Annotated in this window: 12 protein-coding genes; 9 read left to right on the forward strand and 3 right to left on the reverse strand. The window is 69.0% G+C overall.

Annotation, left to right across the window (positions count from 1 at the left end; all coding sequences use genetic code 11):
* Window positions 1-80 precede the first annotated feature (80 nt).
* The 3 genes from HAV18_RS05335 to mmsB all read left to right on the forward strand — a co-directional run bounded on the left by HAV18_RS05335 (window position 81) and on the right by mmsB (window position 4,241).
* A complete protein-coding gene (locus HAV18_RS05335; RefSeq protein ID WP_166953483.1) occupies window positions 81-1,400 on the forward strand; it encodes an MFS transporter in 1,320 nt (439 codons plus the stop codon).
* Between the two features lie 115 nt (window positions 1,401-1,515).
* Entirely contained in the window at window positions 1,516-3,042 is a 1,527-nt protein-coding gene (locus tag HAV18_RS05340) for a CoA-acylating methylmalonate-semialdehyde dehydrogenase (RefSeq protein ID WP_166953485.1), read from the forward strand.
* Between the two features lie 308 nt (window positions 3,043-3,350).
* On the forward strand, window positions 3,351-4,241 hold the full coding sequence (gene mmsB / locus HAV18_RS05345; RefSeq protein WP_166953487.1) for a 3-hydroxyisobutyrate dehydrogenase: 891 nt from the start codon (window positions 3,351-3,353) through the stop codon (window positions 4,239-4,241).
* A gap of 121 nt (window positions 4,242-4,362) precedes the next feature.
* On the opposite strand, the gene HAV18_RS05350 is transcribed toward mmsB, so the two are convergent.
* Complete coding sequence (locus tag HAV18_RS05350; protein ID WP_166953489.1) at window positions 4,363-4,695, reverse strand: hypothetical protein; 333 nt, start codon at window positions 4,693-4,695, stop codon at window positions 4,363-4,365.
* A 522-nt stretch (window positions 4,696-5,217) separates the two neighbouring features.
* Between HAV18_RS05350 and HAV18_RS05355 the strand changes: the two genes are divergently transcribed.
* The 3 genes from HAV18_RS05355 (at window position 5,218) to HAV18_RS05365 (ending at window position 8,882) form a co-directional block, all read left to right on the forward strand.
* Complete coding sequence (locus HAV18_RS05355; protein WP_166953491.1) at window positions 5,218-6,768, forward strand: NCS1 family nucleobase:cation symporter-1; 1,551 nt, start codon at window positions 5,218-5,220, stop codon at window positions 6,766-6,768.
* A gap of 22 nt (window positions 6,769-6,790) precedes the next feature.
* Complete coding sequence (locus HAV18_RS05360; RefSeq protein ID WP_027791222.1) at window positions 6,791-7,519, forward strand: aspartate/glutamate racemase family protein; 729 nt, start codon at window positions 6,791-6,793, stop codon at window positions 7,517-7,519.
* Window positions 7,520-7,583: 64 nt separating this feature from the next.
* Window positions 7,584-8,882 (forward strand): LysR family transcriptional regulator, encoded by a 1,299-nt coding sequence (locus tag HAV18_RS05365; protein ID WP_166953493.1) that lies wholly within the window; start codon window positions 7,584-7,586, stop codon window positions 8,880-8,882.
* Window positions 8,883-8,943: 61 nt separating this feature from the next.
* Here the strand turns inward: HAV18_RS05365 and HAV18_RS05370 are convergent, their stop codons facing one another.
* A complete protein-coding gene (locus tag HAV18_RS05370; protein ID WP_166953495.1) occupies window positions 8,944-10,515 on the reverse strand; it encodes an MFS transporter in 1,572 nt (523 codons plus the stop codon).
* A gap of 100 nt (window positions 10,516-10,615) precedes the next feature.
* On the opposite strand from HAV18_RS05370, the gene HAV18_RS05375 reads away from it, so the two are divergent.
* Window positions 10,616-11,506, forward strand: coding sequence for a LysR family transcriptional regulator (locus tag HAV18_RS05375; protein WP_166953497.1), 891 nt, complete (start codon window positions 10,616-10,618; stop codon window positions 11,504-11,506).
* A gap of 153 nt (window positions 11,507-11,659) precedes the next feature.
* Entirely contained in the window at window positions 11,660-12,646 is a 987-nt protein-coding gene (locus HAV18_RS05380; protein ID WP_166953499.1) for an ABC transporter substrate-binding protein, read from the forward strand.
* A gap of 22 nt (window positions 12,647-12,668) precedes the next feature.
* Here HAV18_RS05380 and HAV18_RS05385 read toward each other — a convergent pair whose 3' ends face one another.
* On the reverse strand, window positions 12,669-13,043 hold the full coding sequence (locus HAV18_RS05385; protein ID WP_166953501.1) for a phage protein NinX family protein: 375 nt from the start codon (window positions 13,041-13,043) through the stop codon (window positions 12,669-12,671).
* 387 nt (window positions 13,044-13,430) lie between these two features.
* On the opposite strand from HAV18_RS05385, the gene HAV18_RS05390 reads away from it, so the two are divergent.
* Window positions 13,431-14,510, forward strand: a complete 1,080-nt coding sequence (locus tag HAV18_RS05390) for a glycosyltransferase family 2 protein (RefSeq protein ID WP_166953503.1) — start codon at window positions 13,431-13,433, stop codon at window positions 14,508-14,510.
* The last annotated feature ends 2 nt before the right edge of the window (window positions 14,511-14,512 follow it).

Here is a 14,512-nt window from a genome sequence, read left to right on the forward strand (position 1 = left end):
CGGTACATGATGAATCCGCGCATAACTATACTCGACCGTGACCTGCGGACCACGAGCCGCGGCACCACCACGGAGACACCATGCAGACGCGATCCACCCTCGATGAGCATGCGACAGTCGCGGCGCCGGCACCCGAGCGCACCGCGAAGCACTACCTGCTGGCCGGCTGGGCCAGCATGGCCGGCACCACGATCGAGTGGTACGACTTCTTCCTCTACGGCACGGCCGCCGCGCTCGTGTTCAACCGCATCTTCTTCCCGTCGCTGGATCCCGTCGTCGGCACGCTCGCCGCGTTCGGCACGTTCGCGGTCGGCTTCATCGGGCGGCCGATGGGCGGCATCGTGTTCGGCCACTTCGGCGACCGCATCGGCCGCAAGTCGATGCTGATGATCACGCTGCTGCTGATGGGCGTGCCGAGCATGATCATCGGGCTGATCCCGTCGTACGACCGCATCGGCTACTGGGCCGCGGCGCTCCTGATCGCGATGCGTTTCCTGCAGGGGATGGCCGTCGGCGGCGAATGGGGCGGCGCGGTGCTGATGGCCGTCGAACACGCGCCGAAGGGCCGCAAGGGACTGTTCGGCAGCCTGCCGCAGACGGGCGTCGGGCTCGGCCTGATCCTGTCGTCGGTCGCGATGGCCGCGGTGGCCGCGCTGCCGGAAGCCGACATGCTGTCGTGGGGCTGGCGCGTGCCGTTCCTCGCGAGCATCGCGCTCGTCGGCCTCGGCTGGTTCATCCGCGCGAAGGTGCCCGAATCGCCCGACTTCGAGAAGATGCGGCGCCAGGGCAAGGCAGAGAAGTCGCCGGTGACGGCCGCGCTGCGCCGCCATCCGCGCGAGGTGCTGACGATCGTCGGCGCGCGCGCCGCCGAGAACACGTGGTTCTACATGGTCGTCACGTTCGCGCTCGCTTATGCGACGCAGCAGCTGCATCTGCCGAAGGCCGAGATGCTGCACGCGATCACGGCCGGCGCCGCGCTGTCGCTCGTCACGATGCCGCTGTGCGGCCACCTGAGCGACAAGATCGGCCAGCGCCGGATGTTCGCGATCGGCCTCGTGCTGATGTGCGCGTTCGCCGCGCCGTTCTTCATGATGCTCGGCACGCAGCAGACGTCGTACGCATGGTGGGCGATCGTGCTCGGCCTCGGCGTCGTGTTCCCGATCCTCTATGCGCCGGAATCGCTGCTGTTCGCGCAGCAGTTCCCGGCGGAAATCCGCTACAGCGGCATCTCGCTGTCGGTGCAGCTGGCCGGCGTAATAGGCGGCGGCTTCGCGCCGATGATCGCGACGTCGCTGCTCAAGGTCGGCGGCGGCCAGCCGCATTACGTGATCGCGTACCTCGTCGGCTTCGGCGTGTTCGCGCTCGTGTGTACCGCACTGATGCGTCCGGCGCGCGCGTAAGCACGCCGCCGGCATCCGATCGATTTCAGTTCGTCCTGCCGTCCGCCGTGCGCGCATGCGCGGCGGCGGACACGGGGCCCCTTTTTTGTCACGACATCATTTCCCGGAGAGTTCAATGAACGCCGCAGTTCCTCAGACCACCCTCGCCCTGCCCACCGCCAAGCTGCTGATCGACGGCGCGTTCGTCGAATCGCAAAGCGCCGAATGGGGCGACATCGTCAACCCCGCGACGCAGGAAACGATCGGCCGTGTGCCGTATGCGACGCTCGACGAAGTCGACGCCGCGATCGCGTCCGCGCAGCGCGCGTTCCAGACCTGGAAGACGACGCCGATCGGTGCGCGGCTGCGCATCATGCTGAAGTTCCAGGATCTCGTGCGCCGCAATCTCGAACGGATCGCGAAAACGCTGACGGCCGAGCAAGGCAAGACGCTGCCCGACGCGCAGGGCGACATCTTCCGCGGCCTCGAAGTGGTCGAGCATGCATGCTCGATCGGCACGCTGCAGCAAGGCGAATTCGCCGAGAACGTCGCGGGCGGCGTCGACACCTACACGCTGCGCCAGCCGATCGGCGTGTGCGCGGGCATCACGCCGTTCAACTTCCCCGGGATGATCCCGCTGTGGATGTTCCCGATGGCGATCGTCTGCGGCAACACGTTCGTGCTGAAGCCGTCGGAGCAGGATCCGCTGTCGACGATGCAACTCGTCGAACTCGCGATCGAGGCCGGCGTGCCGCAGGGCGTGCTGAACGTCGTGCACGGCGGCAAGACGGTGGTCGACCGTCTCTGCACGCACCCCGACATCAAGGCGATCTCGTTTGTCGGCTCGACGCGCGTCGGCACGCACGTGTACAACCTCGGCAGCCAGCACGGCAAGCGCGTGCAGTCGATGATGGGCGCGAAGAACCACGCGGTCGTGCTGCCCGATGCGCACCGCGAGCAATCGATCAACGCGCTCGTCGGCGCGGGCTTCGGCGCGGCCGGCCAGCGCTGCATGGCGACGTCGGTCGTCGTGCTGGTCGGCAAGGCGCGCGACTGGCTGCCCGAGCTCGTCGAGAAGGCGAAAGCGCTGAAGGTCAACGCGGGGCACGAACCGGGGACCGACGTCGGCCCGGTCGTGTCGAAGGCCGCGCATGCGCGCATCACCGCGCTGATCGACGAAGGCGTGAAGGCCGGCGCGAAGCTCGAACTCGACGGACGCAACGTGACGGTGCCCGGCTACGAGCAGGGCAACTTCGTCGGCCCGACGATCTTCTCGGGCGTGACGACCGACATGTCGATCTATACGGAAGAAATCTTCGGGCCGGTGGTGGTCGTGCTCGAAGCCGACACCCTCGATGAAGCGATCGCGCTCGTCAACTGCAACCCGATGGGCAACGGCGTGGGGCTGTTCACGCAGAGCGGCGCGGCGGCACGCAAGTTCCAGAGCGAGATCGACATCGGCCAGGTCGGCATCAACATCCCGATTCCGGTGCCGGTGCCCTACTTCAGCTTCACGGGCTCGCGCGGCTCGAAGCTCGGCGATCTCGGCCCGTACGGCAAGCAGGTCGTGCAGTTCTACACGCAGACGAAGACGGTCACCGCGCGCTGGTTCGACGACGACACGACGGCCGGCGGCGTGAACACGACGATCGCGCTGCGTTGAGTGGGAAGCATGGGACTGGATTAGGCGTTGAAGTACCAAGTCTGGTTGACCGCAAAGCGTGGGACCGGAATAGGCGTTGAAGTGCCAAGTCCGGTCGACCGCGAAGCATGGGACCGGATTAGGCGTTGAAGCGCAAAGTCCGGTCGACCGCGAAGCATGGGACCGGATTAGGCGTTGAAGTGCCAAGTCCGGTCGACCGCGAAGCATGAGACCGGAGTAGGCATTGAAGTGCCAAGTCCGGTCGACCGCGAAGCATGGGACCGGACTAAGCGCTAAAGCGCAAAGTCCGGTCGACAAGGAGCCTAAACATGGAAATTGCATTCATCGGACTCGGCAACATGGGCGGCCCCATGGCCGCCAACCTGCTGAAAGCCGGCCACACGCTGACGGTGTTCGACCTCGACGCGCACGCGGTCGAAGTCGCGGTACGCGCCGGCGCGACAGCCGCCGACTCACCGCGCGACGCGGCTGCGCGCGGCGCGGTCGTGATCACGATGCTGCCGGCCGCGCAACACGTGCGCGCGGTCTACCTCGGCGACGACGGCGTACTGGCCGGCGCACGTGCCGGCGCGATGCTGATCGACTGCAGCACCATCGATCCCGGCACCGTGCGCGCGGTGGCCGACGCCGCCGCGCAACGCGGCTTCCCTCTCGCCGACGCACCCGTGTCGGGCGGCACCGGCGGCGCGCAGGCCGGCACGCTGACCTTCATGGTCGGCGCGGACGCCGCGCTGTTCGAGCGCATCCGCCCCGTGCTGCTCGACATGGGCAAAAACGTCGTGCATTGCGGCGGCACCGGCACCGGGCAGATCGCGAAGATCTGCAACAACCTGCTGCTCGGGATCTCGATGATGGGCGTCTCGGAAGCGATGGCGCTCGGCGCCGCACTCGGGATCGACCCGTCGGTGCTGGCCGGCATCATCAATACGTCGACCGGTCGCTGCTGGAGCTCGGACACGTACAACCCGTATCCGGGCGTAAGCGACACCGCGCCGGCCGCGCGCGGCTACGCGGGCGGGTTCGCGGCGAACCTGATGCTGAAGGATCTCGGGCTCGCGACCGAAGCGGCACGCAGCGCGCACCAGCCGGTGTGGATGGGCGCACTCGCGCAGCAGCTCTATCAGTCGATGAGCCAGCAAGGGCTCGGCGCGCTCGACTTCTCCGCGTGCGTGAAGCTGTACGAGGCGCAGCCCGCGTAACCGCCGCAGCCGACGCCGGACGTGCGCCGACCCGCGATGTGCCTGAACGGCATCGCGGGTCGGTTTGCATCGGGGAGAAGGAAAACGCGGACGGCGACGACACGCCGACGCCACCGGTCGTTCAACTGCGCGGGTTCGACGCCGTCTCGAAGGTCGGATGGCACTCGAACGCGAGTTCGGCGCGCGCGCCGACACGGCTGCCGCCGGTCAGCGATTCCTGCTTCAGGCTCGCGCGCATGCCGCGCTGCGTGCAGTAGTTGCTGGCTTCGTCGATGGCCTTCGTATGGGCATCGGCCCACGTCGTCGACACGCCGACCGTGCGCGTCGTCACGGTAAATACGTTCGGGTTCGACGTCGCGGTCACGTCGGAAGCGGTCGAACACGCGGCGAGCAAGCATGCAGCAGCCGCGACGGTCAACCATCGCAAGGTTCGAAAGGAAACTGGAGTGGACATGGGGGGAATGCGCACGCGTGTCGACGTGCATTGAGCAACATAGGCGACAGTATGCCTGCTCGATCGCCGGAGATCATGCCCCTTTCAGTGAACACATTGTTTCGAATGGTTAAACGATGATGAAAATGGGGCAATATTTCCACCGATTCGTGCCCCATTTCCGGGCCGTCTGTCGCCAGCAGGTCGTTTTGCCCGATCGGTCCGGCCGCAGCGCGTTTTGCGACCACCGATCCGTGCGCGGCTTCCTGCCTGATCCTTGCCAATGCTTCCGCGAGGTTCCGCCACGCCGGCTGCCCCGCGCGTAGCGCGCGGATATACGCGGCTAGCTCGGCCATCTGCCGGTCGTCGAATGCGTCGCTGCATCCGTCCGGATTCCATTCATTTTTCAAATACCGCCCAGCCGAATATTTAATTTCCCATCGCCGCGACCGCCACCCATACTCGCGAACAAATCCGAGACATAACGTCCACGGCGGCCGGGCCGTCGCAGCGTGTCCACGCTGCCGGTTTCGCGCCCCGCACATGGAAGGAGACAACGGCGTGCAACTGGAAGCCACCCACCGCCCGGGCATCGCGCTCGGCGCGGACGACGCATCGCATCGAACCGATTCGGCCGCGCGCGACCCCGCGCTGAGCCCGCGGCTGCACAACCCCGACCTCGCGCCCACCAAGGCCGAAGGCCGGACGTGGGGCCGCTACAGCATCTTTGCGCTGTGGACCAACGACGTGCACAACATCGCGAACTACTCGTTCGCAATCGGGCTGTTCGCGCTCGGCCTGTCGGGCTGGCAGATGCTCGCGTCGCTCGCGATCGGCGCGGTGCTCGTGTACTGCTTCATGAACCTCACCGGCTACATGGGCCAGAAGACCGGCGTGCCGTTCCCGGTAATCAGCCGGATGAGCTTCGGCATCTACGGCGCGATGCTGCCCGCGCTGATCCGCGCGGTGATCGCGATCGCATGGTTCGGTATCCAGACCTATCTCGCGTCCGTCGTGCTGCGTGTGCTGCTCACCGCGATCTGGCCGGGCCTCGCCGCGTTCGACCAGAACGCGATCTTCGGGCTGTCGACGCTCGGCTGGATCACGTTCGTCGCGATCTGGCTCGTGCAGATCGGCATCCTCACGTACGGGATGGAAATGGTCCGCAAGTACGAGGGACTGGCCGGCCCGGTGATCCTCGTCACGACGCTGTCGCTCGCCGCGTGGATGTTCAGCCGCACGGGCGGCCATCTCGCGATGTCGATCGGCAAGCCGATGACGGGCCTGAAGATGTGGACGGAGATCTTCGCGGGCGGCTCGCTGTGGCTCGCGATCTACGGCACGCTGGTGCTCAACTTCTGCGATTTCGCACGCTCGTCGCCTAGCGCGAAGACGGTGCGGGTCGGCAACTTCTGGGGCCTGCCGGTCAACATCCTCGTGTTCGCGACGATCAGCTTCGTGCTCGCGGGCGCGCAGTTCAAGCTGAACGGCCACATCATCCACAGCCCGACGGAAATCATCGCGACGGTGCCGAACAAGCTGTTCCTCGTGCTCGGCTGCCTCGCCTTCCTGATCGTGACGGTCGCCGTGAACATCATGGCGAACTTCGTCGCGCCGGCCTTCGTGCTGACGAGCCTCGCGCCGCACCGCCTGTCGTTCCGCCGCGCGGGCCTGATCAGCGCGACGATTGCCGTGCTGATCCTGCCGTGGAACCTGTACAACAGCCCGATCGTGATCGTCTACTTCCTGTCCGGCCTCGGCGCGCTGCTCGGCCCGCTGTACGGGATCATCACGGTCGACTACTGGCTCGTGCGCAAGCAGCGCGTGAACGTGCCCGACCTCTATACCGAAGCGCCGACCGGCGCCTACTTCTACACGCGCGGCGTGAACCGCAAGGCGCTCGCGGCGCTCGTGCCGTCCGCGCTGATCTCGATCACGCTCGCCGTCGTGCCGGCCTTCAGCGCGATGACGCCGTTCTCGTGGCTGCTCGGTGCGGCCATCGCGGGCAGCGTGTACTGGCTGCTGGCCGATCGCAAACGGCAATACGAAGAGCGCTCGGGCGAACCCATCGCGGTCGCCTGCGCGCAACACTGAACACACGCATACGGAGTCAGCAATGAGGATCCTGGTAGTCAACGTCAACACGACCGAGTCGATCACCGACGCGATCGCCGCGCAGGCGCAGGCCGCCGCGTCGCCGGGCACGGAGATCGTCGGGCTGACGCCGCGCTTCGGCGCGGAGTCGATCGAAGGCAACTTCGAGAGCTACCTCGCGGCGATCGCCGTGATGGATCGCGTGCTGAGCTACGACGAGCCGTACGACGCGGTGATCCAGGCCGGCTACGGCGAACACGGCCGCGAAGGCCTGCAGGAGCTGCTGACGGTGCCCGTCGTCGACATCACCGAAGCAGCCGCGAGCGTCGCGATGCTGCTCGGCCATCGCTACTCGGTCGTCACGACGCTCGACCGCACGGTGCCGCTGATCGAGGATCGCCTGAAGCTCGCCGGGCTCGACGCGCGCTGCGCGTCGGTGCGCGCCAGCGGCCTCGCGGTGCTCGAGCTCGAGGAGAACCCGGCCCGCGCGATCGAGTCGATCGTCGGCCAGGCGCAACGCGCGGTGAAGGACGATCACGCGGAGGTGATCTGTCTCGGCTGCGGCGGGATGGCCGGCCTCGACCGGCAGATCGAGGAATGCACGGGTGTGCCGGTCGTCGATGGCGTGTCGGCCGCGGTCGCGCTCGCCGAATCGCTGGTGCGCCTGAAGCTGAAGACGTCGAAGGTCCGCACGTACGCGCCGCCGCGCCCGAAGCGGATCGTCGGCTGGCCCGGTACTTTCGCAAAATGACGACGGTCCGCCGGCCGGCAATCGCGTTGCGCATGGCCACGGTGTCGCCGGGAGGCGTATCGGCATGCGGGACCCGCTAGACCCGACCACCCTGCCGCGCGACGCGTCCGACACCGCGGGCGTGCTCGACGTGCTCGATGCGCGGCTGATGCGCATCCTGCTCGTGCTGCTGACCGAGCGCACCGTATCGCGTGCGGCCGTGCGCCTGAACATGTCGCAGCCGGCGACGAGCGCCGCGCTCAAGCGCCTGCGCACGCTGCTCGGCGATCCGCTGCTGGTGCGCAGCCGCTACGGGATGGTGCCGACCGAGTTCGGCGCGCGGCTGATCGAACCGCTGCGCAACGCGCTGCGCGTGATCGACTTCATCCGCATCCAGCAGCCGACGTTCGACGCGCGCACGTCGGTACGCACCTACCGAATCGGCTGCCCCGACTACCTGAACGTGCTGTTCGTGCCGAAGCTCGTCGCGCTGTTCCGCGAACGCGCGCCGAACGCGCAGCTCGTGTTCCATCCACTTGGCGACGGCTTCGACGACGAGCGCGCGCTGGCCGACGGCGAGCTCGACGTCGTGATCGACAATCGCCCGGCGCGCTCGTCGCGGTTCCGGCAGGACGACCTGTTCGACGATCGCGTCGTATGCCTGATGCGCGCGACGCATCCGCTCGCGCGGCGCGGTGCGATGACGGCCGCCGATTTTGCCGAAGCGCCGCAGCTGTGCCCGACTCCGTCGTGGCTCGAAGCGTCCGGCGCGATCGACCGGCAGCTCGAACGTGTGGGCCTGCAGCGGCGGATCGTCGTCACGCTGCCGCACTTCGAACTCGCCGCGCATGCGCTCGTGCGCACCGACATGCTCCTGACCACCACGTACCGGCTCGCGCGGCACTATGCGAAGCTGCTGCCGCTCGCCGCCGTCGCGTTGCCGGCGGAGCCGCCGGACATCGTGTACCGGATGACGTGGAACGAATCGGGGGCGTGTGTCGACGGCGTGCGCTGGCTGCGCGGGTTGATCGCGGAAGCGACGCGCGCGTGGCTCGACGCCGAGGCGATGCTGCCCGCGGTTGCCGCGGTTGCGGCGGGTGCGGTTGCGGACGTACAGAACAGCGTGCCTGCCGCGGCCGATGCAGTCGATGCGGCCGATGCAGTTGATGCAGTTGATGCAGTTGATGCAGTTGATGCAGTCGATGCAGTCGATGCAGTCGATGCAGTCGATGCAGTCGATGCAGCTGATACACCCGCTACGGCCGATGCGCCCGAACCGGCGCGACGCACACGCCGCAGACAGGCGACGCATTGCCACGCGTCGCACCCGCCGCGCGTCGCCCATGCGGCGCGCATCCACCGTCACGCGACGAAGCCGCACTGACCGGCACGTGCGACAGGCGCAACAGCGCGCCGCTCCGTAGGTCACGCACCTTCACGTGCCGTCACGCGCCGTCGCGCATCGGTTGCGCAAGCAACTTGTATGCAACGACGGCCGCGACGAGCGCGAGCACGCCGCTCACCGTCAGCGCGTCGGCGAACCCGCTCGCGAACGCGACGGGCGCCGCCTGTGCGAGCACGCCGGCCGCTGCCGCCGGCACACGCTCGAGCGCCCGCGCCAGGTCGCCGGCCAGCAGGCTCGACATGAACGGCGCATCGGCGAACGCGCGCAGCCCCGGCGCGGCGGACAGCAGCCGGTCGAGCCGCGCCTGCGTGCTCGCCGCCAGCACCGCGCCGAGCACGCCGACGGCCGTCACGATCGCCGAGAAGCGCGTCGTCGTGCTGATGCCCGACGCCATGCCGGTGCGATTCGACGGCACGCACGCCATGATCGCCTTCTGCGTGTCGCCGTTCATGATGCCCGCGCCACACCCCGTCACGAACATGCCGATCGCGACGAGCCGGTAGTCGCCGCTGGCCGTCAGCGCCGCCGTCGCGAGGTTGCCCGCGCCGATCAGCGCGAGCCCGCCCGCCAGCACGCCGCCGGACGACACCCGCGCGGCAAGCGCCGCGCCGAGCGACGGCCCGGCGATCATCGCGAACGCGAACGGCAGCATCCCGAGCCCCGCGTCGATCGCCGACATCCCGAACGCGTTCTGCAGGTACAGCGGCAGGAACGTCATCATCACCTGCGCGCACGCCGCATAGCCGAACATCGCGAGCACGGCGCCGACGAAGCGCGGCTGGCGGAACAGCGCGAGATCGATCATCGGCCGCGCCTGCCAGCGCTCCGCGCCGATGAACGCCGCGAACAGCGCGGCGGCGAGCGCGAGCCGGCCGAGCGTCGCGGCCGACAGCCAGCCGTGCGACGGTGCGCCGATCAGGGCCGCGATCGCGCACGCAAGCGCCGCGCCGAACAGCAGGCTGCCGGCCGCATCCACGCGTTTCGCGTGCGGATCGCGCGACTCGTCGATCGCGACGCGCGCGCCGGCCGCGAGCAGCAGGCAGACGGGCAGGTTCAGCAGGAACACCCAGCGCCACCCGATCCATTGCGTGATCGCGCCGCCGACGAGCGGCGCGATGGCCGTCGCGATCCCCATGCACATGCCCCAGATCGCCCACGCGCGCGCCCGTTCGCGCCCCTCCGGAAAACGGTTCGCGATCACGGCGAGCGCGGCCGTCAACAGTAGCGCGGCGCCGCCGCCCTTCACCGCACGCGCGGCGATCAGCCAGCCGGCCGACGGCGCGACGCCGCAGCCGAGCGACGCGAGAAAGAACAGCGCGAGCCCCGCGCCGAGCATCCGCTTGCGCCCGAAGCGGTCGGCGAGCCCGCCGGCCGGCAGCAGGCAGGCGGCGAACGCGGTCATGTATGCGCTCACGACCCATTCGATATCGGCGAAGCTCGCGTGGAAACTGCGCGCGATGCTCGGCAGCGACACGGCGACCACGTTCGTGTCGAGCACGATCAGCGAGCAGGTGGCGGACGCGACGGCGAGCGTCGCGGCGGCGGGCATGCGGGCGCCCGCGTGCGGGGCGGCGGCCGCGCCTGCTGGCGACACGGGTGAGGACTGGGACATCGGCAACTCCGGGGCAACATGAACAAGCCGTATGCTAGGCTTGCCCTGTATTGCCTGTCATTGATACTCCGATGCTGTTTTATTGACGAAAATTGCAATCATGGATCGGCTCGAATTCCGTCACGTGCGCGCGTTCCTGAGCGTCGCGCAACACCTGCACTTCGCCCGCGCGGCCGAAGCGCTCGACATGGCGCCGCCCGCGCTCACGCGGCAGATCCAGGAGGCCGAACGCGTGCTTGGCGTGCGCCTCTTTCACCGGTCGCGCCGCGCGGTCACGCTGAGCGCGGCCGGCGAGGCCTATCTCGCCGAGGCGAGCGCCGCGGTCGAACACCTGCAGCGCGGCCGCGAACTCGCGGCGCTGGCCGAGCGCGGCGAACTCGGCCGGATCGAGATCGGCTACGTGTCGTCGGCCGTCTATTCCGGCACGCTGCAGCGCACCGTCGGCGCGTTTCGTGACGCGCACCCGCGCATCGAGCTGAACCTGCGCGAAGTGCCGATGGACGACGTCGCGAACCAGCTCGACACGGGCCGCCTCGATCTCGCGTACGTCCGCCCGCCGCTGCCGCTGCCCGGCGGCCTGCGGATCGTCACGCTGCAGCGCGACGTATTCGTCGCGGCCGTGCCGGCCGGTTCGCGCTACGCGTCGATGGCCGCCATTCGCGCGGCCGACCTCGCCGACGCACGCTTCGCGGTACCCGAACAGGAGCGCGGCACGCTCGAAGTCGCGCGCCGCGGCCGCTTCGCGCCGGTGATCGCCGCCCGCCCCGGCGGCTTGCTCGCGGTGCTCGCATGCGTGTCCGTGAACGGCTGGGTCGCGGTGATTCCCGATGCGCTGGCCGGCTGCGTATCGCTGCCGGGTGTCGTGTACCGGCCGATCGCCGGCAAGCCGATCACGTCGGAACTGGCGCTTGCGCACCGGCGCTTCGAAAAGGCGCCGGCGGTGCGCGCGTTCCTGCGGACGGTTCCGGCGGTCGCGCAGGACGCCGCATGAAACGCCCGCGTGCGGCAACGAAGGCCATGTCGGCCACCGCTTCGCCGCGCGAATATGCATTGCACGATTCGATGTTTGTCGGCCGGAAACCGATTCCGTAACCTGACCGGCAGCCGCGCCGCCTGCGCGCGGATGACCGAGGACACACCGCCGATGAACCCATCCTCCGCCCCAGCGCGCCGCCGCGTGCTGCAGCGTCTTGCCGCCCTCGCCGCCGCGCCGCTCGCCGGCGGCCTCGCGCTCCCCGCCCATGCGGCCGGCGCCGACCTGTCGGGCGTCACACTCGTGCTCGGCGACCAGGCCGGCGGCCTGCGCGCGCTCGCCGAAGCCGCGCGTGTGCTCGACGGCACGCCTTACCGGTTCCGCTGGGCCAATTTCCAGGGTGCCGCGCCGCTGTTCGAGGCGCAGCGCGCGGGCGCGATCGATCTCGCGCCGGCCGGCGACCTGCCGGTGCTGACGGCCGCGCTCGGCGACCCGTCGTTGCGGATCGTCGCGACGCGCGTCGGCTCGCCGGCGTCGCTCGGCATCGTCGTGCAGCCCGAATCGCCGGTCCGCGCCGTCGCCGACCTGAAAGGGCAAACCGTCGTCGTGTCGTCCGCTCGCGGCAGTATCTCGCAGTACCAGTTGTACGGCGCGCTGCGCGAACACGGCCTCGCGCCGCGCGACGTCGACGTGCGCTTCGTGCTGCCCGTCGACGCGTTCGCCGCGTTCGAGGCAAAACGGATCGGCATCTGGGCGACGTTCGACCCGTACTACGGGCATGCGGTACGGCGCGGCGCGCGCATCGTCCGCGACGGCAGCGGCATCAACTCCGGGCTGGCGTTCCTCACGTCGCCGGTCGAAACGCTCGACGATCGCGCAAAGCGCGCGGCGCTGGCGGACGTGCTGGCGCGGCTCGCCCGCGCGGGCCAATGGGCGCTCGCGCATCCCGCCGACTATGCGAACGTCTATGCGTCGCTCACGCGCCTGCCGCCCGACGCGGCCACCGACATCGCGCGCCGGGCCGCGCTGGCGCAGCGCAGCCTCAGCGGGGCCGACATCGACGTGCTGCAGCGTGTCGCCGACCGAGCGGCAACCGACGCGATCCTGCCGCGGCGCGTCGATGTCGCCTCGATCGCGATCCGGAACGTATCCGCCTGAACGATGCCGTGCGCGACTGCGTTCAGCGTGGCCGCGCCATATCGAGGTCCGGCACGTCGTCGCCGAACGTCGAGGCGACGAGCGTGCGCATCGCGGCGACCAGCAGCGTCGGCCCCGACTGGTTGAACGTGCAGCGCTCGCCCGCGGCCGGCACGGCACGGTGCAGCACGGCCCGCCACGCGCCACGCCCGCCGTCGCGCTCGAATGCGGCGAACGGCAAGCGCTCGACGATCGGGCCGCCGTCCGTCCACGAGGTCGACGGCGCGAACGGAGTCGGTGTACCACCCGCCGTGTGAATCGATGTACATCCGGATGTATCGGCGCGCGGGGCGTCATGGCCTTCCGCGACCGCGACCCAGTAATCCAGCGGTGCACCTGTCAGTTCCCGGACTTGCATGACTGTCTCCGTCATCGTCATCGTTGAATCGACATGCTAACCGTTGCGCATGCGGCCGTTGCGGTCGCCGATGGCGCCGCAACGGCCTGCCGTATCGCTGAAATCCCTCCCCCGCGCCAACCCGTGCACGCTGTCACGGCGGCGCCATGCACCTGCCGCAGATCGGGCCGCTCGTGACGTCGATCGCGCCGCTCATGCTGCTGCGCGCACGGCTCGCCAGTCGAGGGACGCTCCGTTATCGTTCGCGCCCGCCGCCGCACCCGCATCAATTCGTGTTACGAATCCCCGATTCCTGCCTACAATGATCAGAACGCCTGTCGTCCGGCCTGCAGCGGACGACGACCTGATCCATACGGCGCAGCGCAGGCCGGATCTCTCGGGGGACGTATGTCCGCGCACGCCAGAAAGCCGCTGGTATCGCTCGTCGTGCCGTTCCACGACGAGGCGGAAGCAATCGACGCATTCTTTGCGACCACGCTGCCGATCCTCGAGTCGATCGATACGGCGCGCTTCGAGATCGTCTGCATCAACGACGGCAGCCGCGACGACACGCTGGACCGGCTGATCGACGTCGCCGCCGGCGACTCGCGTGTGCGCATCGTCGATCTCACCCGGCGCTTCGGCAAGGAGGCCGCGCTCACCGCCGGCATCGACGAAGCCGCCGGCACCGCCGTGATCCTGATCGACGCCGACCTGCAGGATCCGCCCGCGCTGATCCCCGCGATGGTCGAACGCTGGCTCGCCGGCGCCGAGGTCGTCGCCGCGAAGCGCACCGACCGCCGGTGCGATCCGCTGATGCAGCGCGTGGCCGCCGCGCTCTACTACCGCGTGCACAACCGCCTCTCCGAAGTCGAGATGCCCGAGAACGTCGGCGATTTCCGGCTGATGGACCGCCAGGTCGTCGACGCGCTGCGCGCGCTGCCCGAGCGGCGGCGCTTCATGAAGGGCCTGTTCGCGTGGATCGGCTATCGCATCGAGATCATCGAATACACGCGTGCGCCGCGCAGCGGCGGCCGCTCGAAATTCTCCGGATGGCGGCGCTGGAACTTCGCGCTCGAAGGCATCACGAGCTTCAGCACCGTGCCGCTGCGCGTATGGACCTACATCGGCCTCGCATTCGCCGCCCTCTCGTTCATCTACGGCGCCTTCATCGTCATGCGCACGCTGCTGTTCGGCAACCCCGTGCACGGCTACGCGTCGCTCATCTCCGTGATGCTGTTCGTGGGCGGCATCCAGCTGATCGGCATCGGTGTGATCGGCGAATACCTCGGCCGCATCTATCACGAGTCGAAGCAGCGGCCCGTCTATCTCGTGCGGCGTCGTTACCGCGCCCAGCGGGATGCCGCCGCGCATCCGGGGTCGACGCTGCTGCAGTTCCCGCTCAAGCGCACGCACGCGGCCCGCCGCAGGGCGCCGCTCCCCGCGTCTGCCGCCGGCCACGGTGCGCGGAAAGCCTCCGTCAAGTAACC

This window comes from Burkholderia sp. D-99 (assembly GCF_011605345.1).
GTDB lineage: Bacteria > Pseudomonadota > Gammaproteobacteria > Burkholderiales > Burkholderiaceae > Burkholderia.